Annotated in this window: 16 protein-coding genes; 12 read left to right on the plus strand and 4 right to left on the minus strand. The window is 73.2% G+C overall.

Translation table 11 applies throughout. The features are described 5' to 3' along the window. Window positions 1–59: 59 nt before the first annotated feature. Both FYW99_RS06640 and FYW99_RS06645 read right to left on the minus strand, forming a co-directional pair. Window positions 60–1484, minus strand: coding sequence for a DUF6177 family protein (locus FYW99_RS06640; RefSeq protein ID WP_150251069.1), 1425 nt, complete (start codon window positions 1482–1484; stop codon window positions 60–62). Between the two features lie 267 nt (window positions 1485–1751). Beyond that, window positions 1752–2261: a hypothetical protein gene (locus tag FYW99_RS06645; RefSeq protein ID WP_150251070.1), complete on the minus strand. Its 510-nt coding sequence runs from the start codon at window positions 2259–2261 to the stop codon at window positions 1752–1754. 633 nt (window positions 2262–2894) lie between these two features. Here FYW99_RS06645 and FYW99_RS06650 point away from each other — a divergent pair. The 6 genes from FYW99_RS06650 (at window position 2895) to FYW99_RS06675 (ending at window position 9363) form a co-directional block, all read left to right on the plus strand. Next, a complete protein-coding gene (locus tag FYW99_RS06650; RefSeq protein WP_017562516.1) occupies window positions 2895–3224 on the plus strand; it encodes a hypothetical protein in 330 nt (109 codons plus the stop codon). A 27-nt stretch (window positions 3225–3251) separates the two neighbouring features. Further along, window positions 3252–3548 carry a pore-forming ESAT-6 family protein gene (locus tag FYW99_RS06655; protein WP_150251071.1) on the plus strand — a complete coding sequence of 99 codons (297 nt, stop codon included), beginning with the start codon at window positions 3252–3254 and terminating at the stop codon, window positions 3546–3548. A 47-nt stretch (window positions 3549–3595) separates the two neighbouring features. After that, entirely contained in the window at window positions 3596–4573 is a 978-nt protein-coding gene (locus tag FYW99_RS06660; RefSeq protein ID WP_150251072.1) for a TNT domain-containing protein, read from the plus strand. A 124-nt stretch (window positions 4574–4697) separates the two neighbouring features. Next, window positions 4698–6023, plus strand: coding sequence for a type VII secretion integral membrane protein EccD (eccD, locus tag FYW99_RS06665; protein WP_190394572.1), 1326 nt, complete (start codon window positions 4698–4700; stop codon window positions 6021–6023). Between the two features lie 11 nt (window positions 6024–6034). After that, complete coding sequence (locus tag FYW99_RS06670) at window positions 6035–6955, plus strand: ATPase (protein ID WP_150251073.1); 921 nt, start codon at window positions 6035–6037, stop codon at window positions 6953–6955. Between the two features lie 1496 nt (window positions 6956–8451). Then, window positions 8452–9363, plus strand: a complete 912-nt coding sequence (locus tag FYW99_RS06675; protein ID WP_150251074.1) for a hypothetical protein — start codon at window positions 8452–8454, stop codon at window positions 9361–9363. A 262-nt stretch (window positions 9364–9625) separates the two neighbouring features. Here the strand turns inward: FYW99_RS06675 and FYW99_RS06680 are convergent, their stop codons facing one another. After that, entirely contained in the window at window positions 9626–10369 is a 744-nt protein-coding gene (locus tag FYW99_RS06680; RefSeq protein ID WP_150251075.1) for a hypothetical protein, read from the minus strand. Between the two features lie 199 nt (window positions 10370–10568). Here FYW99_RS06680 and FYW99_RS06685 point away from each other — a divergent pair, with 199 nt between their 5' ends. From FYW99_RS06685 to FYW99_RS06705, 5 genes are all read left to right on the plus strand, one after another. Next, window positions 10569–13529 (plus strand): sigma-70 family RNA polymerase sigma factor, encoded by a 2961-nt coding sequence (locus FYW99_RS06685; RefSeq protein WP_150251076.1) that lies wholly within the window; start codon window positions 10569–10571, stop codon window positions 13527–13529. A gap of 197 nt (window positions 13530–13726) precedes the next feature. Further along, on the plus strand, window positions 13727–15463 hold the full coding sequence (locus tag FYW99_RS06690; protein WP_150251210.1) for an NYN domain-containing protein: 1737 nt from the start codon (window positions 13727–13729) through the stop codon (window positions 15461–15463). A gap of 29 nt (window positions 15464–15492) precedes the next feature. Continuing rightward, window positions 15493–16065 carry a hypothetical protein gene (locus FYW99_RS06695; protein WP_150251077.1) on the plus strand — a complete coding sequence of 191 codons (573 nt, stop codon included), beginning with the start codon at window positions 15493–15495 and terminating at the stop codon, window positions 16063–16065. Between the two features lie 739 nt (window positions 16066–16804). Next, window positions 16805–19381: a ribonucleoside-diphosphate reductase subunit alpha gene (locus FYW99_RS06700; RefSeq protein WP_150251078.1), complete on the plus strand. Its 2577-nt coding sequence runs from the start codon at window positions 16805–16807 to the stop codon at window positions 19379–19381. 161 nt (window positions 19382–19542) lie between these two features. Then, the gene (locus FYW99_RS06705; protein WP_082768472.1) at window positions 19543–20625 is read left to right on the plus strand and encodes a ribonucleotide-diphosphate reductase subunit beta; all 1083 of its coding nucleotides are present in this window, start codon (window positions 19543–19545) and stop codon (window positions 20623–20625) included. 200 nt (window positions 20626–20825) lie between these two features. Here the strand turns inward: FYW99_RS06705 and FYW99_RS06710 are convergent, their stop codons facing one another. Next, window positions 20826–21146, minus strand: coding sequence for a CU044_2847 family protein (locus FYW99_RS06710; RefSeq protein WP_150251211.1), 321 nt, complete (start codon window positions 21144–21146; stop codon window positions 20826–20828). 146 nt (window positions 21147–21292) lie between these two features. On the opposite strand from FYW99_RS06710, the gene FYW99_RS06715 reads away from it, so the two are divergent. After that, window positions 21293–21508, plus strand: coding sequence for a DUF397 domain-containing protein (locus tag FYW99_RS06715; RefSeq protein WP_150251079.1), 216 nt, complete (start codon window positions 21293–21295; stop codon window positions 21506–21508). Window positions 21509–21549: the final 41 nt, after the last annotated feature.

Raw genomic sequence — 21549 nt, forward strand, 5'->3', positions numbered from 1 at the left:
CTTTTCGCGTACGTACGGACCCGCCGCCGCCCGGCCGCGCGCCCGGCGGCGGCCGGAGGTCAGTCCGCGCGGGCGCCGTCGGGGTGCAGGTGGTCCATGAGCTCGCGGAAGCGCTGCCAGCCGTCCGGCTCGGTGCCGTCCCCGACCCGGTACCAGACCGAGGGGGTGAGCGGCGGGCCGAACGGCACCCCGCGCACCGGAGCGGACAGCGCCCGGTCGGTGCCGATCGAGGAGATCCCCTCCACTCCGACGGCCAGGCCGACCGGGAGGGGAAGGCCGCACCAGCGCGGTTCGTGGGTCAGGTCCGGCCGCCCGGCCGCGTGCTGCACCGTCATGGTCCGCAGGACGTCGCGTTCGGTGAGCGTGCGGACCACCGACGCCAGCGCGTCCAGGTCGTGCTCCTCGCCCGCGGGCCGGGCCACCGCGAACGAGACGCTCTCCCGCACCCCGTGCGCGGTGCGCATCACCCGCTGGGTGCCGCTGAAGGGGAGCACGCCCTCCTCGCGCACGCCCTCGGGCGGGCCGGTGAACACGAACCAGGTCTGCCCGGGCGCGCGTTCGCGGCACAGGCGGGTCAGCGCAGCCCGGTTCCACTCCTGGGGGAGGGGTTCGCTGGTGCCCCAGAGCGCGGGGGCGCGGCCGCCCAGACGCTCGGCGAGCAGTTCGGCGGCCTCACCCAGGACCAGGCCGTTGTCGGCGGGGTGCTCCGCCTTCAGCTCCACGAGCAGATGGGAGCCGGTCTCCTCCGCCCGGGCCCGGAACGCCTCGTGCGGTCCGTCCTCGGCGCGGGCGCTCCGGTCCAGGACGAAGGCCTCCTGTTCGTCCCAGACCAGGGGCACCCCGGAGAACCCGTCGTAGTAGGCGCCGTCGGGGGCCTGAACCACCCAGCGGGCGGTGGGGTTGGCCAGCACCGAGCGCAGGGCGTGGGTGACGCGGCTGGTGGAGGGGGTGACGACCTGGAGCCGCAGTCCCTCGCGCCCGTGGGCGGCGACGGTGTCCACGAGCCAGGGGGACATGGGGACCAGGGGGCGGTCCTGCACCACGACCACGGCCCTGTCGGTGCGGGCGGTGACGGCGGGGTGGTCGGTGGAGCCGTCCAGGAAGGCGTCGCCGCGGGAGAGCCGCGGCTCGGGCTCCCACACGACGCCGCCGAGCCGGTCCGCGAGGTCGCGGACGAAGCGACCGACGGCCCCGGCGGTGTCGGTGTCCGCGAGTTCGGCGCCGCGGGCCTCCACCCAGTAGGGCTGGGCGGGCAGGTCGTCGACGATGCCGTCGGCCAGGAGCCGTTCGGCCTCGGCGGACAGGGCCAGGCGCTGGGCCGCCTGCATGGCGGCGACCAGGCGGCCCCCGGCGTCGAGCAGTTCGACCACGGCTCCGTCGGCCGCGAACCGCACCCGAAGGTCCGGTCCGGCGGCGACCAGGGCCCTGGTCAGGGCGCGCCGGTCGGGAGGGCCAGCCAGGAGGGCGACCGCGTCGTGGCTCAAGGGATCTCCTCGTTTACCTGTGTGTGTGGGAGGCCGCGGGCGGGGACCGGGACCGCGGCGCTTCCCAGGCGCCGTAGGCGTCGTGGGGGCGAGACCGCGCGTGTCCGGGGACGGCGCGCGATCCCGGCGGACCGGCCAGGGACGGTGTACCAGTGTGCGGATGACGGAGAGCGGGCGTGGCGCCGGGGGCCGCGCGGCGCCGGAGGCCGGGGGAGGAAGCGGGCAGGGGCGGCGCCGTGCGCCGGAGGAGCGCGGTCCGCCCGCGGGTCACGCGTCGAGCAGGTCGAGCTCCTCGTCGGTCTCGGGCGCCTTCGGGGTGTCGCCGAGGTGCTGGAGCAGGGTTCCGCGGTGGATACCGGCCTCGTCCACGTCGATCGTCCCCGTGGCCGAGAGGGAGAAGCCGCCGCCGCGCTCGTACATGCGGATCAGCGGTGCGAAGGGGTCGCTGAGCCGAGGGGGCAGAGGCGCTCCCGCGTCCCGGACCGCCGCCAGGTGCAGCGCCCAGGCGCAGGTCCTGCCCACGGTGGGGAACTGCTGGACGACGTGCGGGTCCTCCAGCACGCCCTTCACGGTCTCCTCGTCCGCGCGCACCCCGGGGGCGGCGACCGCCGCGATGTCGTAGAAGGGCCATCCCCTGGTGCCGAGCACGCGGGTCCACACGGCCGAACGGCGCAGGTACTCCCGCATGAGGGCCGCACGCGACCGGGTGCGACCGGCGTCGGCGTTCCAGTCGATCGCACGGATCCTCGCGGCGAGCTCGCCGACCGCTGTGCTCATGGGCGTCCCTTCGCTTCCGGTGCGGGCGTGCGGGTGCGCGTCCGTCCGCCGGTGTCCTCTCCTCGACGGGACGCCGCGACCACGGTTTCGGATCGCGGTGCCCCGGTGGCCGTCCCCGGCGGGGGTCCGGCCGGTCCCCGCCGGTCAGGCCGCCTGGCGGCGGCCGCCCGTGGGAGCGGGCCCGGTGCCGCGCCCCGGCCCGCGCGGACACCAGAGTCTGACGCCCGTTCCCCGCTGATGGTTTCACCGGGTCCGCGGAGCGGGAAGCCCCCGTTTCCCCGAGGGCGCCCGGCGGGGCGCGCCCGCGTCCGGGTTGGCCGGATACGGCCACGCGCCGACGATGGGAGGGGTGCGGCCGTATCCGGGGCGCCCGCCTCGGAGAACCCGGTGCGGGAGCGGGCCGGGCCGGTCCGCAGGAGGCGTTCGGGCCGTTCACCGGCCGTCGTCCACAGGCGGGGATCGTCCCTGTTCCTCCGTCAGAGGCCGCTTGTATGATGCAGATCCTCCCCTATGGGGGGATCCAGTCCTTGCCCGGTCGCGGATCGTCTTCCGAACCACGGGCACCCAGCGTGCGTCATCCCCCACGGGAGGCGAACAGCCTCGCGAGGACCCCCGAGGAAAGCAGGTGAAAAGTTGTCACGTTGGCAGATCGGCGACAGCACCCTGACCACCCTGTCCCAGAGCACCGGTACCACCGGTGACGAGCTGAGCAGCCTCATCCAGCAACTCGTCCAGGCCGCCGAGCCCCTGTCCGGCAAGTTCGACGGCGCGGGCAAGGCCGCGTTCGACTCCTTCAAGCTGAGGGCCGACGCCATCACCGCGGACCTGCGCGCGGGACTCGGCTCCATCCAGGAGGGCCAGACCGGTATGAACACCGCGTTCGTCACCGGTGACCAGACCATGGCCGACGACGCGAACCAGAGCATGGGCTCGGCCAACTTCGACGCCGCCAAGTTCCGCTGATCCCCTGACCCCCCGTAAGGAGCATCAATGAGCAACAACGCCTACGATCTCGGTGCCTCCCAGGAGACCCAGGGCAACATCCAGTCGATCACGAACCGCCTCGAGACCCTCATCGGCGAGCACGACACCGACGTCAGCCAGGCCATGGCCGACTTCGAGGCCACCGGCGTGTCCGAGGAGTACAGCGCCAAGGAGCTCAAGTGGCACAACGCCGGTAACGAGGTCCGCGAGATCATCCGGCTCGTGCGCGAGACGCTGTCCACCAACGACTCCACCGCGCAGGAGACCCTGAGCCGCGCCAACAGCGCGGTCATGAACATCTGACCGGACCCGCGGGACGGATCGCACACGAGAGGCAGTGAGGAGCACGGTTGGCACGCGACTACGACAGTCAGCTGCTGGAGTCCGTCGCCGTGCGCCGACAGCGCCTGCGTGAGGCGGTGCTCTTCGGCGGCCAGCGCACCCGGCGCCGCCTGGACGAGAACTTCGGCAAGGTGGCGATCAGCGCCTGCCTCGCCGCCGTCATCTGCGGCGGCACCGTCGGCTGGTCCTTCGTCAGCAACCAGCTCAGCACCCAGCGGGTGGAGCAGGAGCAGCAGGCGTCCGGACCGGCCAACAACGCCGTTCCGCCCATCCCGGGAGACTGGGTCGGCGCGCAGGTCACGTTCGACGACCTGCGTGAGGAGCTGGACGCCGCCGGGGTCCCCGGGAGCCTGTACGTGCTCCCGGGCGCACCCCGTCCCGAGCCCGGGACCCTCGACAGCTACTACCTGCTCAGCCAGGACGCGGAGGGCTACCTGTCCGCCGCGGTCATGGACTTCGACCAGGGACGCCCCGGCCCCGAGTTCACCACCGAGGACGAGGCGGCCCGCTGGCTCTACCAGGAGCTGGCCACCACCGAGCCCGAGCCGACCGTCCTCACCCAGGCGGAGGAGCAGCGGACCTCCGAGGCCACGGCGGAGCTGGTCACCACGGTGCGCGAGAGTCTGCAGGAGCGAAGCGGCGGCTCCTACCTGCACGGACTCGCGGTCGGCGACGTCGTGGACGCCTTCGGTCAGGAGAGCGGCCGCTACCTGTTCCCCGACGGGATCCCCTTCGGGGAACGCGGCCTGCCCGACCACGCCCGGACCGGCCCCGACGGCGAGGACCTCTACCACCGCTACCGGGTCATCCACCCCTTCCAGGTGAGCGCGACCAGCGCCCCCGCGAACGGGGAGAACCCCGGCGGCGGCGTCCGCTTCACACTCGACACGGCCGGGTTCACCGAGGTGCCCCCCGTGCCGACGATCCGCTGGCTCATCGGCAACGGCTACCTGGAGCGCATCGCCGTCAGCGACGTGCCCGGCTAGGGACGCCGTTGGAGGCCCCCACGCCGTCCGGCTGGAGAACACGACCCAATTCCGGGGCCCGGACCCCGGATCCGAGAGCGGTGGCCGGAGCCACCGGCAACGCAGGAGCGAGGATGGGAAGGCAATGACCGCTTGGAGCCGCGTGACCCTCGTCGGCGAGGAGCGCAGGGTCGACGCCGTCCTGCCCGCGAGCGAACCCGTGGGCGCGCTCATGCCCGAGGTGCTCGACCTCCTCGGCGACCAGGTGGAGAACCCCGCCAAACTGCGGCACCTGGTGACCGCCTCCGGGATCGTCCTGGAGGGCGACACCACGCTCGCGGAACGGCAGGTCACCGACGGCGCGGTGCTGCGGCTGGTCCGGGCGGAGGAGCCGGTGCCCGCCCCGGTGGTGCACGAGGTCCCCGAAGCGGTCTCGATGGCCCTGGACGACCACCAGGGGCGCTGGAACCCGGTGGCGGCCCGCTGGACCGCCACCGTCTCGCTGGTCTCCCTCGCGGTGGGCGCGGCCTGGATCGTGCAGGGGTACTTCTCCGGGAACGGCGGCCTCGTCGGGCTGGCCGCGGTCGCCGCCGTGCTGGTGACGGCCGGTGCGTCGATCGGACCGACCTGGCGGGAGCCCCTGGGGACGGCGCTGGCGATCAGCGGCGCCGCGGTCGGCGGACTGGCCCTGTGGCTGGCCTGCGACCAGCTCGGCTGGCCCGAGTGGGCCCGCTGGGGCGGCGGCGCCGTCCTGGTCTCGGGCCTGGTCCTGCTGCTCGGGCTCACCTCCGGCCTGGGCCGGGGCGGCCTGACCGGCGGCGGAGTCGGGCTCGCCCTGGCGGCCGTGTGGTCGGTGGGTGCGGCGCTGGGCCTGCCCACCTACCAGGTCGCCGTCATCATGGCGGTGGCCTGCGTGGTGCTGCTGAGCCTGCTGCTCCGCCTGGCGCTGATGTTCTCCGGACTGGCGGTCCTGGACGACCGGCGCAGCTCCGGGGACGCGGTGACCCGGAGCGACGTGCTCACCTCGGTGGCGGGCGCCCACCGGAGTCTGGTGATCGCCACGATCGCGGTGGCGGTGGCCGCGGCCACGGCGGGGATCGGCCTGGCCACCCACTTCGACTGGTGGACGGCGGGGCTGTCGGTGGTGCTCGCCCTGGTCGTGGCCAGCCGCGCCCGGCTGTTCCCGCTGGTCGCGCAGAAGTCGGTGCTCATCGCCGCGAGCCTCGTGGTGCTGGTGGCCTTCCTCCTCGCCTGGGCCGAGGCCGGGCCCTGGGGGGTGTGGCCCGCGCTGGGGATCACGGTCGCGGTGGCGGCCGTCCCCGCGGTGGTGCTGTCGATCGAGCAGCCCGAGCACGTGCGGGCGCGGCTGCGCGGTGTCACCAGCAGGTTCGAGGCGGTCGCCGTCGTCGTGCTGGTGCCCCTGGCGATCGGCGCGTTCGGCACCTTCCAGCGCCTCCTCACGACCTTCTGAGCGGGGGGACGATGAACGCCTCACAGACGCAGACCCCGACCGGGGCCTCCCCGGCCGCCTCCGGGACACGGCCGGTGCCTGGCGACCGCTGGGTGCGCCGCGTCGGCCGGGCCGCGCTGCGCCCGTTCCGGGCGGCGGACGAGGTGGCCGACATCATCGAGCTGGGGAGGCGGTTGCAGCGCCCCACCTCGACCGGGCGCCGGATCGTCGTGGACGACCTGGGATCGGGCGCCGACGCGTCGGTGGTGACAGCCCTGGTCGCCCGCTCGCTGGCGCACTTCCGCCACGACCGGGTGTTGACGGTGGACGCCACCGGCCGGGCACCGTCGCTGGCCGAACGGCTGGGCCTGGACGAGCCCGGCGACCTGGACGGGGTGGACGCCACCGGTTTCGAGTCGGTGTGCGCCAGTCTCGGCGAGGTCAACGAGCACCTGTGGACGGTACGGGCCGCTCCGGACGGGGCCGGGGCCTACATGTCCGGGCTGCTGCCGATCTCGCGGTTCTTCGGAGTGACCCTCGTCGCCGGGGAGTCGGGCGGTGCGTTCGTGGCGGCCGTCGGTGAGGCCGCCCACGCACGCGTGCGCGTGGTCCGCGCGACCCGGGAGGCCGCGCTCCGGGTCGGGCGCGAACTGGACCTGCTGGTCGCGGACGGCAGACAGGACGAGGTGCGGCGGACCGTGGTGGTCGTCTTCGACGAGCGGCGGCGCGAGGACCCGGGGTTCGACGTGGCCCGCACGACCGGGATCATCGCCGAGAGCGGCGCGGGCGTCATCGTCCTGCCGCACGACCGGCACCTGGCGCAGGGCACGGTCGTACGCCCCAGGTTCATCGGTGAGGCCACCCACCGGATCGTCCAGCTGGTGGCCGCCGAGGCCCTGGACCGTTCGGTGGACGCCGCCGGGCCGGGCCGGGCCCGCGAAGGAGGGGAGTAGCCATGGAGCAGCGACCCGACCCGGAACGGGAGGCCCCTTCCGGGGAGCAGGAGGCCCGGGAGGAGCGCGAGGGGCAGGGGAACCCGGTCGCGCCGCCGGACGCCGGCAACCCGACCGGCTGGCAGCCGGGGGCTCCCGCGCACGGGGGGCATGCTCAGGGAGGCCAGCACCAGGCGCCGTGGGGCGAACCGGGACGGTACGCCGGGCCGGTGCACGGCCAGCCCGCTCCGTCCGGCGGCCACGACGCCCGGCAACGGGGGAGCAACGCGGCACCGAGCGGCCCCCACCCCGCGGCGGGTCAGGGTTTCCCGGGCGGGGGCGCCGCCCCGAGCGGGCCGCAGGGGCCCGCCACCGGTCAGGACGCCGCGCGGTGGACGGGCCCGGGGCGGGGCACGCCGTCCGGCGGCCAGCAGCCCTCCCCGCACACGCCGTACCCGGGCCGGGGAACGGCGCACCCGTACGGCCAGCAGGGGGGCGACAACGCGGCGCCGAGCGGACCACGGGCCTCCTCGGGCGGGCAGCGGCCCTATGGTCCGCACGTGGCTCCCAGCGGGCCACAACCCGCCTCCGGCCAGGGCTTTCCGAGTGGTCCTCAGTATGCGTACGGCCAGCAGGGCGGGCCCGGCGGCCCTCACTCCGCGGCAGGTCAGGGTTTTCCGGGCGGGGGTGCCAGCGGTCCGCAGCCAGCTCCGTCCGGCGGCTGGTTCTCCGACGTCCCCGGACACGGTCAGGGCACTCCGCCCGGAGGCGTGCCGGGCCATCCGCACCAGGGAGCGCTTCCTCCGACGCCCTACGCCGTCGAGGCGCCGAGGCCGCACGAGCCCACCGGTCCCAACCAGGCGCCCTGGGCGGGCCACTCGGGGCCGCAACGTCCCCCCGCACCACCCGGCGGAACGGCGACGCCGCGCACCTTCGCGCAGGACTCGGTAGCCGAGGCCTTCCTGTCGGGGACGCCCATGCCCGCCCCGCCGGCCCAGCAGCCTCCGGCGCCCCCCGAACAGCCCCAGCAGCCTCAGCGACCCCAGCAGTACGGGCCTGCGCAGAGTCCGCCGGAACAGCGGACATCGTGGCAGCAGCCACCACAGCCACCACAGCCACCACAGCCACCGCGGCGACCGGAGCAGCCGGCGCCATGGCAGCCGCAGCCGGACCCGGTCGTGCCTGTGGACCGGAACGCGTCGGCGGCGCCTCCCGCAGTGCCTCCCGCCGCGCCACCGGCGCCTCCCGCGAAGCCGTCGCCCGCTCCGCGGCCGGAGCCGGCGCGCGACCAGGGACCGCCCGGCAGGCGGGAGCAGCCGGGCGGGCAGGAACCGCAGGCCGGGCAGGAAGCGCCGCGGAACCCGGGTACGCCTTCCGTGTCCCAGCCCCGGGAGGAGCTCCCGCCCGCCCGCGCCTGGTTCGGTTCGACCCCTCCCTCCGGGGCGTCGCGTCCGCCGGTGCGCCCCGGCGCGACCCGGGAGCCCCGGCGGGTCGGTCCGCCGCGCCCGGCGGATCCCGTGACCGTCAACCCCGGAGGCGAGGAGGAACCACCGGACCCGGACGCGGAGGAGACGGACGTCTTCCTGGTCATGGGCGCCGACCGGCGTGCCCGCAAGACGCGGGAGGAGGACCAGGAGACCCCGCAGAGCTCAGAGGCCCCGGACACCTCTGACGCCCCGGAGAGCCCAACGGCCCTGGACGCGCTGGAGCCTTCGCGGGAACACGGTTCCCCTCTGTACCCGGGTGCTTCCCTGCCCGCACCCGAGACGGAGGCGGCGGAACCCGGCGGCCAGGAGGAGGAGACCGATGCCTCCCCGAAGGACTCCGACCCCGTGCGTCCCGACACGTCCGTGCCGGACTCCGGGACGGGAGAGGCCCTCCCCGGGGACTCCGGTCCCGCTGGCCCCTCCCAACCCGTCGGCGCGCCCCCCGAGACGGGCACCGCCGTCAGAGGTCCCGCGCCGCAGGAGACCGGTCCCGCGGAGGCCGCAGGGCGTTCCGGTCCGGGAGCCGGACAGGCGTCCGCTTCTCCCGGAGCCCAGGGGCCGGAGCAGGGCGTTCCGTACCCCGCGTACGGCGACCGGCCGCTGGCCTCCACCGGGTTCCCGGACATCCCGGCCGCGCCCTACGCGGGCGGGGGCCAGCCGGAACCGGACCGGGGAGTGCCGCGTGCCGAGGGTCGCCTGGACCTTCCGACCCCGTACGCTCCGACCTCGGACCTCCCGGGCCCGGAGGCCCCGGCGCAGGGCCCCTCGGCACAGGACCCCGCAGTGCGGGGGATCGAGTCCTGGATCGACGCCGTGGACGACCGGCGCACCCCGGTCCAGGGTGGATACGAGCAGAGGATCGCCGAGGTGAGGAGCGTCCCGGCCTCCTCCTGGCGCCGAGCGGTCTTCGCGGTGACCGGGGGACGCCTCAACCTGGGATGAACCCGTGGTCGGGTGACGGCATGGGGAGGCGCGCCCGCCTCCCCATGCGGACGCGCCTCCGGGGACGCCGTACGGCACCCCCCATCCGCCGGTCCGGTTCCCGGGCCGCCCTTCCCGGGGCCAGAAAACCCGGAAACCCGGTCCGGCGGGCGCCGACCGTCCGGGTTCGTCCCCTCGGCGAAACACCGGTCCGGTCGGCTCGGCCGTCCCGCGCCGGGCCGCTCAGGCCGGGGCCTCGCGGCGCGGGGACGGCGTCCTCAGGTCATCGCCTCTCCTCCAGCCCCCCGATCAGGGACATCGCCTCCCCGTGGCTGGCGGGCAGGGGTACCGTCCACACGGCCGCTCCGTGCTCCCAGCAGGTTCCCCGGCGCAGCGCGTCCAGTTCGCGGTCCAGGTCCCCGGACTCGGCGGCCACCACCGCGATCCGCCCCCGAGCCAGCAGGCACACCGACTCCCCGCGCGTGAAGAACCTGCGCAGTTCGTAGCCGAGCACGATCAGCCGCGCGGTGCGCCGCCACGGGTCGATCCCCGGGTCCAGCGCCACGACCACGAGCCGGTGCCCCGAGGCGGGCGGCGCCCCGTCGCCGGTGTGCCGGTACAGCTCGCCGAGCCGGGTCCTCAGGTACTCCGCGGTGGCCAGGCCGGTCAGCGGGTCCTGGCAGGTCTCCCACCCGCGTCCCGCGTCCGCCCACCCCTCGGCCAGCGCCCGGACCAGGACGGGCGGCGGGTTCCGCCACCCCGCCACCGACGTGAACGCCGCCAGGTCGTCCAGGCTCTGCCCGATCCCCACCCCAGAGCGCGCCCTCGCACCGCCCAGGAGGCCGCAGGGTCCGGCCAGGTCGTCCCCCGAGGCGAAGGCCTCACACACCGCGTCCACGGCGGGCGTCCACCAGCTCTCGGGCGGATCCCACCCCGCCTCCCGGCTCCGTCGGCCCCACGGCGCGCGCAGCTCCCGGGGACGGGCCGCACGGTCCCGCGTTCCGGCCCCCACCTCGGCATCTCCCATGGCGCTGCTCCCGTCCGTCGGTCCTCCCTGGAGGCGGGCCCGCGTCCGCTCGGGGCGTTCCGTCCTCCCTCACCCCTGATTACGGAGATCGGTGGCGGCTGTGACGCGAATGCGGGATATTTTTCGAGCACGTGTCCTCCAGCGTCGGACCGGGATTCCGTCCCGGACCGCGGCGCGCACTCCCCAGAAAGGACGCCGGGTGAACGACGTCCCCGACGATCACACAGAGACTCTGGTCGGTGACGGTGAGTTGCTTCAGTGGGTGCGGGGCGGCGACGCCGGCGCCTACGCCACCCTCTACGAACGCCACGTGGCGGCGGCGCGGGGGCTGTCCCGGCAGCTGCTGCGCGGCGAGGCGGAGGTGGAGGACGCCGTCGCCGAGGCGTTCACCCGCGTGCTCAGCGTCATCCGGCGCGGCGGGGGGCCGCAGGACTCCTTCCGCCCCTACCTGCTCACCGCCGTCCGCAACGCCGCCTACGACCGGGGACGCGGGGAGAGGCGCCAGGTCGTCACCGACGACATGGAGAGCCTCGACCCCGGCCAGCCCTTCGTCGACCCCGCGCTGGAGGGGCTGGAGCGCTCCCTCATCGCCCGGGCCTTCCTCTCGCTCCCCGAGCGCTGGCAGTCGGTTCTCTGGCACACCGAGATCGAGGGGGCCAAACCGGCCGAGGTCGCGGACGTGCTCGGGATGAAGCCGAACGGCGTCGCCGCCCTCGCCTACCGGGCGAGGGAGGGCCTGCGGCAGGCCTACCTCCAGATGCACCTGGCGGGCGGGAACGCCGCCGAGGCCTGCCGCCCGACCCTCGGCCTGCTCGGCGCCCACGTCAGGGAGGGACTGTCCCGGCGCGACACCGCCAAGGTCGACCGGCACATGGACGGCTGCGCGGACTGCCGTGAGGTCTACGCCGAGCTGACGGACGTCAACGTCGGACTGCGCGGTGTCGTCCTGCCGCTGGTGGCGGGCGCGGGGGCGGCGGGCTACCTCTCCGCCGGGACCGCCGGGAGCGCCTGGTGGGGAAGGATGTCGCGCCGCCAGCAGCAGGCGGCGGCCGGAAGCACGGCGGCGGCCGGTGTGGCGGTCGCGGTCGCCCTGGCACTGACCAGCGCACCGGAACCGCTTCCCGGCGAGCGGCCGCCCCCGGTGGCGGCCCCGTGGGAGCAGCCCCAGGCGCCACCCGCTCCGGACGCGCCCCAACCCGCCCCGGACACGCCGCAGCCAGCTCCCCCCGCGAACGACCGGCCGCGCCCGGACGCGGACGAGCGGCCCGAGCCCGCCGAACCGGTCACGGCGGTACCGCCCGCCGACGTACCGGAGGAGGAGGTGGCGCCGCAGGAGCCCGGGCCGCGGTTCGCCGTGGGGATCGACCCGGTCGGCTCCCTGCTCCCGGGCAGCGACGGGATCATGGTCATGGACGTCCGCAACATCGGCGGCGGTGCGGCCGAGGGGGTCGTCGCCCTGCTCACCCTGCCCCCGGGCGTGGAGATGGTCTCCTCCGGCGGCGCGGGCAACGCCGTTCCCATGGCGGTGGGGCACGGTGACTGGAGCTGTTCCGCGGGCAGCGGGGGCGGCCGCTGCGCGCATCCGGGAATGGCGGCGGGGGAGGACGGCACCCAGTTCATCGACGTGCGCGTGGCCCCGGACGCCGAGGTCGGCGTTCCGGCGGCGGTGTCGGTGTCCTCCGCGGGCGCGACCGCCGAGGCGACGGGGGAGCGGGGTGTGAGCGCGGAGGGCGTCACGGCCCGCTACGCCACCGCGGGCCGGGTACGCGCGGAGAGCGTCGGCAACGCGCTGATGACCTGCGTCGAACCGGAGCGGAGGGACCACTGGCCGTGGTCGTGGTGGGACTGGCCGTACGTTCCGGACGTCCCCGACCCGCGACCGCCAGGCTCCGAGACCGCGCCGCGCACGGAGTCCTCTCCCGCTCCGGAGGTCCCCGCGTCCCCGAGCCCGGAGCCGCCGGACTCCGAAGCGACCACGGAGGAGGGGGCGGAGGAGGATGTGGTTCCTGGTCAGCAAGAGGGTGAAGGGGCTCCTGACGGGACGGCGGATGCGCCGGACAACAATGTGCCCACGGAAACGGTGCGCGACCCGTCATCGGGAGGCGTCGCGGGCCACGGCGGTCCCGTCCCGGTGACGGCGGCCCACGGCGCTCCCGGCCAGGGCTCCGGGCTCCACGACGCCTCCGCGTTCGGGAGTGTCCTCGAATTCCATGGAATGCCCGAAAAATCCGGAGTGTCCGAGGCGTACGGTGACCCCGGGCCCCACCAGGTTCCCGAACCTCACGGCACCCCCGAACCCCGCAGTTCCCCTGAACCCCGCAGTGCTCCCGAGGCACAGGACCAGTCGCAGGACGGCCCCTGCGCCCAGGCCAGGCTGCGCCGGGGGCCGCGCCTGGACAACGACCACTGGACGATGGCCCCGCTGGACGCCGACGACGACCCCTCCACCGCCTCCTCCAGCTCCGCGACCTGGGAACTCCCCGAGGGCGGCAGGGTGCGCTGGGCGGGGCTCTACCTCTCCGGGACCGGAACCCCCGACGCCCCCTCCGTCCGGGTCCGGGGCCCGGGGATGACGGACTACCGCACCGTCGAGGCCACGGACAGCCGTGTCGCCGAGCTGCCCGGTTACCCCGCCTACCAGGCGTTCGCCGAGGTCACCGACCTGGTGCGAGCCCAGGGCGGCGGCCAGTGGTGGGTCGGCGACGCCCCCGCGCGAGAGGGCCGCGGCCACTACGCGGGCTGGAGCCTCGTGGTCGTGCTGGAGGATCCACAGGTGGGCGCCCGCAACCAGGTGATGGTCCTCGACGACACCCGGGTCTCCTTCCACGGCGGCGGGGACGACCCCTTCGCGGTGTCGGGCCTGCTGCCCGCCGCCGTACCCGCCCGGATCGACGTGGTGGCCTGGGAGGGCGACCCCGACCTGGGCGGGGACCGGGTGACCGTGGACGGGACGGCGGTGGCGCCGGTCGGCGGCCACGGGCGGGCGGACAACGCCTTCACCGGCTCGGCCCGCGGCGCGGTGGGTGACCCGCTCGCGTTCGGCACCGACGTGGTCCGATTCGACTCAGTACTTGGCCGAGAAACGGACATCCGAATCTTGACGGAACAGGACGCCGTGATGGTGGGGGCCGTGGTGCTGACGGCTCCCATGCGCAGTTGAGGCACGGGCGTCCACCCGCCCCGTCCGGGCCTGTCCGGACGCTTCGGAGCCTCTGACCGCACCGGAAAACCGCCCGTGTGTAGCAGGTCCATAACTCTGCGTATTCACAGTGGACACGCAAAACCAGACAGACTTGGCTAGGCTGTGGCCCGGTCATGGACATGGCCCAGAGACAACAGGGAAGGGGGTCGGTGCCAGTGGACCGCTGCGCGTTGTTCGTTGACGCGGGGTACCTTCTCGCGGACGGCGCGATGGCAGTGCACGGAACCCGCAACCGGGACTCCGTCTCCTGGGACTACACCGGTCTCGTCCAGTTCCTCAACGAGGTCGCGCGGGACCGCACCGGTCTGCCGCTCCTGCGCTGCTACTGGTACGAGGCCGTCGCCGACGACCGGCGGACCCAGGAGCAGGACGGCATCGCCGACATCCCCGGTATCAAGTTCCGCGGCGCGCGGATAAGGCCCGGCCGTCGCGAGGGTGTGGAGAGCTACGTCCAGCGCGACCTCACCACGCTGGCCCGTACCGGCGTCCTGTGCGACGCCGTCCTGGTCAGCGGGGACGAGGACATGGCGTCGGTCGTCGCGGACGTACAGGACATGGGTGTGCGCGTCACCGTCGTGCACGTCTCCGTCGAGGGCAACTGGACCATCTCCCGGGCCCTGCGCCGCGAGTGCGACGACCTCATCGAGATCGGCGCGGGCCATCTGCGCCCGCACGTCAACCTGCTCTCCAGCGGCGGCTCCGCCCAGGAGACCGCGGCCAAGACCACCACGCCGTTCGCCAACGGCCGCTCCCGCTCGGCGCCCGAGACCCCGAGACAGCCCGTCGCGACGGCGCAGCCCGGCGGCAACCGGGTGGAGTCGGCCTCCTCCTCCGCCGTGGGCCTGGAGGCGATGTTCGCCGGAACCGGCGGACAGCCCACCCCCCAGGGCAGCGCCATGGACCAGCTGCGCGCCATGCGCAGGTCCCTCGCCCAGCAGCGCGGCGGCGGCGACCACCTGGCCGGGCAGGGCACGGACCACCAGCAGTCCGGTGCGATCGACGCCAACGGCTTCCCCTCCGGCGGCCAGATCCCGCCGAACGTGGGCGGCAACGGGGCCTATCCGGGCGCCTCGATGACCGGGGGGCACCCGGCGCAGGGCGGCCAGGGGGGCTACCCCGTCACCGGGGGGCACCAGTCCCTGCGCGGGGACGACCACACGGGCTACGGGCTTCCGGCGAGACAGGCGCCGCCTCCACAGCAGCACATGACGGGGCCGCAGCAGTCCTTCGCCGGCGGGACCGGGCCACAGCAGTCCTTCGCCGGCGGAACCGGACCGCAGCGCTCGTTCTCCCAGGACGGGCAGTCCCTGCAACCGGGCCAACACGGTCAGCCGGGCCAACACGGCCAGCCGGGGCACGGGCAACCGGGACACGGCCAGCCGGGGCACGCGCCACCGCAGAGGAGCGCACCGCCCCAGGACCCCAGGTTCGGCCCGGGGGACAATCCCGGCTTCGGGGGTGCGAACGACGCAAACCCTACCTATGGGACCAGTACGGAAACTGACACCGCCCAACGCGGTGCGGCGGCCCCCTCCTACGGGGGACCGCGGCCTACTGGTCCCGAACACGACAGCCGGTTCGGCACCGGCGACTACCGGGAACCGCGTCCCAGTCCTGGATATCCCCAGCAGACGCGCCCCGCCACGCATACCGTTGACGAAGCGGTGCATGTTGCGCACAAAGAAGGGAACGACTTCGCGGAGTCGATCGCCCGCGAGGCACCCGCCCTGTGGGTCGAGGCCGTCCTCGCCCGCAGGCCCCGGATGCCCTCCGACCTGGAGGCGCGTCTGCTCCAGGGTTCCTCGCTGCCGATCGACCACCTGTTGCGTGACGAGGTCCGGGACGGACTGCGCCAGGGGTTCTGGCAGGCACTGGAGCGTGCCAGGCCCTGAGAGCCTTGCGCGGGGAGTGCGAGTAGGGGATGGGGGCGATGCGGTTGACCCACGTGACGACGGCAGAACTCGACCGTTTGGAATTCCACGCCGTCCGGTCCGGTGAGCACGGACGGGTCGCCGCCCAACTCATGGACCTGGCCAACCGGGTCGACGCCGGAAGTGAGATCTCCCGCGCGGAGCTGTTCGTGCGCGCGGGGGAGCAGTGGGAGATCGCACAGGAGTTCGAGCGCGCCTGCTCGGCCTACCAGCGGGCGATCGACGACGGCGGGCCCACGGTGATCGACGCGCGCGCCCTCAGCGCCGGGGCACTGCTGCAACTGAACGAGGTCGGGCAGGCCTACACCCACCTCAGACGCCTGGAGGACGAGGAGCCCCCGGGGCTCCAGACCTACATCCACGTCGCCGAGGCGCTGTACGCGCACGACGACCTGGAGGGCGCCGAACGGTGGTCCACTGTCGGCGCGCACCGCTTCCTCGGCCTGGACGCCTCGCCCTACGTCCACGACCTGTTCTTGGAGCTGCTGCGGATCCGGTTCCGCGTCCGCGTCGACCTGGGCCTGGACGAGGACGCCCTGGACCGGCGGCTCGACGCCGGGTGAGGCCAGCGCCGACCGGGGCGAGTGAGGTTTCCGACGTTTCCCCGCCGGAGGCCGCGACACGCCCGGGCCGCCCCGGCCGAAGCGCTTTTCCGGAGCGCCCGGCGGTCGTGGCCGCACGACCGGGTACGCCAGGTTCCGCGAAGCCGTCCGGCCGCCGTGCGCGGGCGTTGCGTGCCGACTGGGGCGGCGGCGCGGGGCGGTCCGGGTACGGGCGGCCCCGGCGACGACCTAGGCTGTGTCGGGTCGCCTCAGGGCCGCCCCGGCGGGGCGCTCAGCCCCCGCGCCGACGGGCCTCCGAGAGCCCCTCATACCACGCCTCCGGGGTGTGTTCGACAATCGTCGAAGAACCTGAGAAATCGATGACACGCCATCATCTTGCGGTGTTCCAACGCACCATCCCCTAGATGTAGTATCTCTCCCGCTGGTGGTTCACCCCCCGGGGTGAGGCAGAGGGGACCCGGCGCGAGTCGGGCCGTCCCCGCAGCGGTGAGTGGAAGAAGAGGCCGTCACAGGCACTGGGAACCCCCGTGGACCCCCGGTGTCATGGTCCCCGCGCACCCGCCACCGGTGATGCACACCTGAGTGTGTGCCGACGACGGGGCTTCGAGAACGAGCCGCCGCGGCCCGCCGGCCAGACGACCGCGCGCACCCAGTGCGCCGGTCCGCCGGAAGCGCCGCGCGACCCTCGCTTCTCGTCCCCTCCCCGCCGGGACTCTTCTATCGAGGTTGGAGCCGCTGTATGACCCTTGACGTCGAGGCCGTGCCCGCATCCGTTCGGTCCAGCAAGGACGGCAACCCCCCCGCCGCCGTCGACCGGATCGAGCACGTCGTAGCCGAGGCCTGTGCGAGGCTCACCGGTGTTTCGGCGGAGAAGGTCCTCACCGAGGCCCGTCGCGGCTTCTACCCCGGCATCTCCGACGCCGAGGTGGAACTCGCCCTGGTCATGGCCGCCCGCAGCTTCGTGGAGGTCGACCCGGACTACTCCTACGTGGCCGCCCGCCTGCTGCTGGACAAGCTGCGCCGCGAGGCCCTCACCTTCATCAGCGGCGCCCCCGACGCCGCCGGCCAGTCCGAGATGGGCGAGCGCTACGCCGCCTACCTGGCCGCCTACGTCGGCCGCGGCATCGACCTCGGCCAGCTCGACCCGGCGCTGGCCAAGTTCGACCTGGCCCGCCTGGGCGCCGCGCTGCGCCCCGAGCGCGACGAGCAGTTCACCTTCCTGGGCATCCAGACCCTCTACGACCGCTACTTCCTGCACAGCGACGAGGTGCGCTACGAGCTGCCGCAGGCGTTCTTCATGCGGGTGGCCATGGGGCTGGCCCTCAACGAGGACGACCGCGAGGCCCGCGCCATCGAGTTCTACGAGCTGCTGTCCTCGTTCGACTTCATGGCCTCCACGCCCACCCTGTTCAACTCGGGCACCGTGCGGGCGCAGCTGTCCTCCTGCTTCCTCACCACCGTGGGCGACGACCTCCAGGCCATCTTCCACGGCATCAGCAACAACGCGATGCTGTCCAAGTACTCCGGCGGCCTCGGCAACGACTGGACCCCGGTGCGCGGCCTGGGCTCGCACATCCGCGGCACCAACGGCAAGAGCCAGGGCGTCGTGCCGTTCCTGAAGATCGCCAACGACACCGCCGTCGCGGTCAACCAGGGCGGCAAGCGCAAGGGCGCGGTGTGCGCCTACCTGGAGACCTGGCACATCGACATCGAGGAGTTCCTCGACCTCCGCAAGAACACCGGTGACGAGCGCCGCCGCACCCACGACATGAACACCGCGAACTGGGTTCCGGACCTGTTCATGCAGCGCGTGGAGCAGGGCGGCACCTGGACCCTGTTCTCGCCCGACGAGGTCCCCGACCTGCACGACAAGTACGGCGCCGCGTTCGCCGAGGCCTACACCCACTACGAGGCCGAGGCCGTGGCGGGCCGGATCAAGGTCTCCAAGACCCTCCCGGCCGTCGACCTGTGGCGGCGCATGCTGACCATGCTGTTCGAGACCGGGCACCCGTGGATCACCTTCAAGGACCCGTCCAACCTGCGCTCGCCGCAGCAGCACGTCGGCGTGGTGCACTCCTCCAACCTGTGCACCGAGATCACGCTGAACACCAGCGCCGACGAGGTCGCGGTCTGCAACCTGGGCTCGGTCAACCTGGCCCAGCACACGGGCCCGGACGGCCTGGACGCCGAGCGCCTGCGCCGCACCGTCCGCACCGCCGTGCGCATGCTCGACAACGTCATCGACGTGAACTTCTACACGATCCCCGAGGCGCGCCGCGCGAACATGCGCCACCGCCCCGTGGGCCTGGGCCTCATGGGCTTCCAGGACGCCCTGTTCAAGCTGCGCACGCCGTTCGCCTCCGAGGGCGCGGTGACCTTCGCCGACGAGAGCATGGAGCTGATCAGCTACTACGCCATCGAGGCCTCCATGGAGCTGGCCGGTGAGCGCGGCTCCTACGAGAGCTTCGAGGGCTCGCTGTGGAGCCGGGGCGTGCTGCCGATCGACTCGCTGCGCCTGCTGGCCGAGTCGCGCGACGGCGACCTGGACATGGACCGGGGCGAGACCCTGGACTGGGACTCGCTGCGCGAGCGCGTCAAGGCCACGGGCATGCGCAACTCCAACGTCATGGCCATCGCCCCGACCGCGACCATCGCCAACATCACCGGCGTGAGCCAGTCGATCGAGCCGGTCTACCGCAACCTGTACGTCAAGTCGAACATGTCCGGCGACTTCACCGTGGTCAACCCCTACCTGGTGCGCGACCTCAAGGCCCGCGGCCTGTGGGACGACGACATGGTCTCCGCGCTGAAGATGCACGATGGCAGCCTCGGTGCCATCGAGCGCGTCCCGGCCGACCTCAAGGCCCTCTACGCCACCGCGTTCGAGGTCGACCCCGAGTGGCTGGTGGACGCCGGTTCGCGCCGCCAGAAGTGGATCGACCAGGCCCAGTCGCTGAACCTGTACATGGCGGCCCCCAGCGGCAGGAAGCTGGACTCGCTGTACCGCCGCGCGTGGCGCTCCGGTCTCAAGACCACCTACTACCTGCGTTCGCAGAGCGCCACCCACGTGGAGAAGAGCACGCTCAAGGGCACCGACGGCCGCCTCAACGCGGTCGCCGCGACCCCCGCCGCCCCGGCGGCCCCGGCTCCTGTCGCGACGCCCGCGCCGAGCCCCGCCCCGGCGCCGAGCCCGAGCCCGAGCCCGTCCCCGAACCCGGGGCCCGCCACCGGCGGCGCGGCCGACGAGGACGAGTTCGAGATCATCGACGGCCAGGCCTGCTCGATCGACGACCCCGAGTGCGAGGCCTGCCAGTAGCACCGCCGTCCCGGCGGCCGCGCACCCCGTGCGACGGCCGGAGGGCGGGGGCGGCGTCGCGCCGCCCCCGCCCTCCGGCGGGCCCCGGGCCGCGGAGGCGTCCGGCCCTCCACCCAGCCACGACCCTTCCGGTACGTCCGGAGAACGGAAGAAACCCCAGCATGACCGCAGTTTCCGAGAACAGCGCGAGCGCCACCAGCGGCCTCGGTGAGATCGAGCGCGACGCCGAGCGCGTCAACGTCGACGACAAGGCGATGATCAACGCCCGCGCCGACGTCAACCAGCTGCTCCCGCTCAAGTACACGTGGGCGTGGGAGAAGTACCTCGCGGGCTGCAACAACCACTGGATGCCCACCGAGGTCGCCATGCAGGCCGACATCGCGCTGTGGAAGTCCAGGGACGGGCTGACCGAGGACGAGCGCCTCATGCTCAAGCGCAACCTCGGCTTCTTCGCCACCGCCGAGTCGCTGGTGGCCAACAACATCGTGCTGGCCGTGTACCGGCAGCTCACCAACCCCGAGTGCCGCCAGTACCTGCTGCGCCAGGCCTTCGAGGAGGCGGTGCACACCCACACCTTCCAGTACATCTGCGAGAGCCTCGGCCTGGACGAGGGCGAACTCTTCAACATGTACCGCGAGGTCCCCTCGATCACCGCCAAGGACGCCTGGGCGCTCAAGTACACGCAGAACCTGGAGGACCCCGAGTTCCGCACGGGCACCCCGGAGGCCGACCAGGCCTTCCTGCGCGACCTCGTGGCCTTCTACGTGATCTTCGAGGGCATGTGGTTCTACACCGGCTTCGCGCAGATCCTGTCGCTGGGCCGCCGCAACAAGATGGTCGGCATCGCCGAGCAGTACCAGTACATCCTGCGCGACGAGTCGATCCACCTGAACTTCGGCATCGACGTGATCAACCAGATCAAGATCGAGAACCCGCACCTGTGGAGCGAGGAGTTCCAGGCCGAGGTCCGGCAGATGCTCACCGAGGCCTGTGAGCTGGAGGTGGCCTACGGCCGCGAGACCATGCCGCGCGGCGTGCTCGGCCTCAACTCGGAACTGTGCGAGAAGTACATGCACTTCATCACGGACCGCCGCGCCGAGCAGATCGGCCTGGCGCCCATCTTCGGCGAGACGGAGAACCCGTTCCCGTGGATGAGCGAGATGATGGACCTCCAGAAGGAGAAGAACTTCTTCGAGACCCGCGTCATCGAGTACCAGACCGGCGGCGGCCTGGACTGGGACTAGATGTTGCTGGTGTGAACCAGGGGGTTTCCTCCGTGGTGATCTTGTACTTGTAGCGAGGTTGGGCGTTCGAGGCGCGCTGTAAGTACAAGATCACGCTGGTCCGTGCCGGAGCGGTGCCCCTTTTCGGTCACCGCGCCGGTTCCCCTCCCCTCGGCGGTGGCCCGGTCGTGGCGCGCGACCCGGGCCACCGCCGTGTGCGCTCAGCCCTTGCCCGACCAGGTCATCCTGACGTTGAAGGTGGCCTCAGCGCTCCCCTTGACGACCACGGCCCCGGCCTCGGCGGTCACGCTCACCCCGAACTCCACCTCGGTCTCCGAGGGGGCGAGCGAGGCGGAGGTCAGTTCCCGCAACTGCTCGGACACCGCCTCGGCGACCTTGCGGATCCGGAGCAGGACGTCGTCGAGACGTTTGTCGCCGGTGGCCTCTTCTGACCTCCTGGAGACGTTGGAGGCACCTTCCCTGCGGGCGGGCACGGATTCGATGCTGACCACGGTGCCGTCGTCGGTGACGAAGTCGATCACTTTGTTCACTTTGACCTCACGCGTTCCTTGGGGGAGGGGAAAGCTATTCCTGTGGGAGAGCTCGGAAAGTAAAATACTGGCAAGTGTCCGCAAAAGGCGAGATTCCGCTGCCGTCCGCGCGGAGGAAACGGTGGGACGAACCAGTTATGACCGGGCGAAACGACGCGCGTGCCCACTGGTGCGACGGACGCGACGGCACCGGATGGCGTAAGTCGTCAAGGTCCGCAGGGCATGAGAACTGCTGCGAGGCCTCTCTGACAGAACCGGGCCGGGTGCTCTTCCGCGATTCACGCCATCCGGGCGGGTGTGTGCTGGTGTTCGGCCGTCAGGAGTGGTTGTCCCTGCTCTCGTCCCTCTCCTGACACCGCTTCCTACGATTCGGAGCGTTCCCGGACGTTCTCCG

Source organism: Nocardiopsis deserti (genome assembly GCF_008638355.1).
GTDB lineage: Bacteria > Actinomycetota > Actinomycetes > Streptosporangiales > Streptosporangiaceae > Nocardiopsis > Nocardiopsis alborubida.

Excerpts from the sequence above, each read along its gene's own strand:
- FYW99_RS06695 (WP_150251077.1), top strand. The coding sequence starts at position 15,493 with ATGGGGGCGATGCGGTTGACCCACGTGACGACGGCAGAACTCGACCGT.
- FYW99_RS06680 (WP_150251075.1), bottom strand. The coding sequence starts at position 10,369 with ATGGGAGATGCCGAGGTGGGGGCCGGAACGCGGGACCGTGCGGCCCGT.
- FYW99_RS06655 (WP_150251071.1), top strand. The coding sequence starts at position 3,252 with ATGAGCAACAACGCCTACGATCTCGGTGCCTCCCAGGAGACCCAGGGC.
- FYW99_RS06715 (WP_150251079.1), top strand. The coding sequence starts at position 21,293 with ATGACCGGGCGAAACGACGCGCGTGCCCACTGGTGCGACGGACGCGAC.
- FYW99_RS06700 (WP_150251078.1), top strand. The coding sequence starts at position 16,805 with ATGACCCTTGACGTCGAGGCCGTGCCCGCATCCGTTCGGTCCAGCAAG.
- FYW99_RS06705 (WP_082768472.1), top strand. The coding sequence starts at position 19,543 with ATGACCGCAGTTTCCGAGAACAGCGCGAGCGCCACCAGCGGCCTCGGT.
- eccD (WP_190394572.1), top strand. The coding sequence starts at position 4,698 with ATGACCGCTTGGAGCCGCGTGACCCTCGTCGGCGAGGAGCGCAGGGTC.
- FYW99_RS06670 (WP_150251073.1), top strand. The coding sequence starts at position 6,035 with ATGAACGCCTCACAGACGCAGACCCCGACCGGGGCCTCCCCGGCCGCC.
- FYW99_RS06645 (WP_150251070.1), bottom strand. The coding sequence starts at position 2,261 with ATGAGCACAGCGGTCGGCGAGCTCGCCGCGAGGATCCGTGCGATCGAC.